The organism is Clostridium sp. OM02-18AC, assembly GCF_003481825.1.
Lineage (GTDB): Bacteria > Bacillota > Clostridia > Lachnospirales > Lachnospiraceae > Brotaphodocola.
The window spans coordinates 449-775 of record NZ_QULW01000046.1 but is presented as its reverse complement, the minus strand read 5'-3'; the positions used below and the strand labels follow the sequence as shown (position 1 = coordinate 775).

Genomic DNA, 327 nt, shown 5'->3' with positions numbered 1-327 from the left:
AATATCAACTACCATGTGGTGTGGTCTGTGAAATATCGCAGGAAGATTTTATCGGCAGAGATTGAGACTTATCTAAAAGAACTGGTTCAGAAAATAGCATCCGATAAAGGGTTTACGGTTCATCTGTTTGAAGTTGGTGAAGGTGATCATATCCATTGCTTTGTGTCTGCACCGCCGAAAATGTCAGTGACTGATATTGTAAAGTATTTAAAAGGAATTACAGGAAGAAAACTCTTTGAAAAATATCCGGCGATTCGCCAGAAACTTTGGAAAGGTCAACTTTGGAATCACTCATATTATGTAGAAACAATCGGCTCGGTATCGGAA

The 327-nt window shown here is 38.5% G+C and carries 1 protein-coding gene; it reads left to right on the top strand.

Annotated features, from left to right (window positions below):
* The coding region (gene tnpA / locus DXB18_RS16015; protein WP_243103576.1) for an IS200/IS605 family transposase at nt 1-327 on the top strand (327 nt) is incomplete at both ends.